This window comes from Blautia sp. DFI.6.71 (assembly GCF_020593585.1).
GTDB classification, from domain to species: Bacteria; Bacillota; Clostridia; order Lachnospirales; family Lachnospiraceae; genus Blautia_A; species Blautia_A wexlerae.
Genome location: NZ_JAJDMJ010000138.1, coordinates 1 through 1,023 on the forward strand (window position 1 = coordinate 1; position 1,023 = coordinate 1,023).

The 1,023-nt window shown below is 37.1% G+C and carries 2 protein-coding genes; both read right to left on the reverse strand.

Going from position 1 to position 1,023, the window contains the following annotated elements; translation table 11 throughout:
* A partial coding sequence (locus LJE12_RS19585; RefSeq protein WP_227292391.1) for an RNA-guided endonuclease InsQ/TnpB family protein occupies window positions 1–704 on the reverse strand: 704 nt, incomplete at its 3' end.
* Window positions 658–1,023 (reverse strand): IS607 family transposase (locus LJE12_RS19590; protein ID WP_227292393.1); only part of this gene is annotated, 366 nt, incomplete at its 5' end. The genes LJE12_RS19590 and LJE12_RS19585, both read right to left, overlap by 47 nt.

Here is a 1,023-nt window from a genome sequence, read left to right on the forward strand (position 1 = left end):
TTTCGGGAAAGACTTCTCTGTTCCCGGATCAGTTGTTTTTCAAGTTTCTTTAATCCTGCCGATTTGTTGATGTTCCTGTATGTCTTTCCATTTGAGACAATGGCAAGATCTTTTAGTCCAAGGTCTATACCGATTCCCTCGTTTGAGTTATTGTCGATATTGACATCAGGGATCTCTACAAGAACAGAAACATAAAATCTGCCAGCCTTAACAGACACTGTGCCACTTCTGATCATATATCCATCCTTTGTTGTTGGGATATATCCTTTTTCTTTGATACGCACCCAGCCCAGGGTTGGGATCTTAAGTCTGTGCCTTTCGCATTGACAATCCTTTGGGTTATTTCTGGCAAAATACATTTTCACATCAGATTTACCTTTCTTTTTAAATTTAGGAAAATCACTCTGATGTTTAAAAAATCTTGTAAAAGCAGTACATCCATCTTCGATAGACTTTTTTACGGCTTTTGAATACACTTCCCTGATCCATGTTTTGTCAGGATTATCCGGAATGTATTCGTTGTTAAGCCATAAACTAAAGCTCTTACCAGTCATAAACTTTTCACCATTATCATGCAGGGCTTTGTTGTGACCAAGGTAGAAGTTATAGACATATCGGCAAATTCCTATCGTCCTGCGGATCCTGGCTTTCTGCTCTTCAGTTGGATTGATTTCCGTCTTGAAGCTCTTTAGCAATCTCTTCATCCCTTTCTATTTGTTTTTTATACTTACGAAGTCCGTACAATCTACAGGAAAAAACATGAAGTATAGATACAATATCCTGTATAAGTTCTTCTTTCGGTGATAGTTCTTCATTGTTCACTATCACTATAGTTGTGTTGAACTTCATACAGAATTTTTCAAACCAGTCATATCCAAATCTGATGAATCTGTCTTTATGTGTAACCAGGATGGTTTTAATTTTCTGTTCCATTACTTCGTCTAACAGCTGATTCCACTTTTTGCGGTTATAGTTTAAACCACTGCCATACTCTTCAATACATTGGTCTACAATCATTCCTCT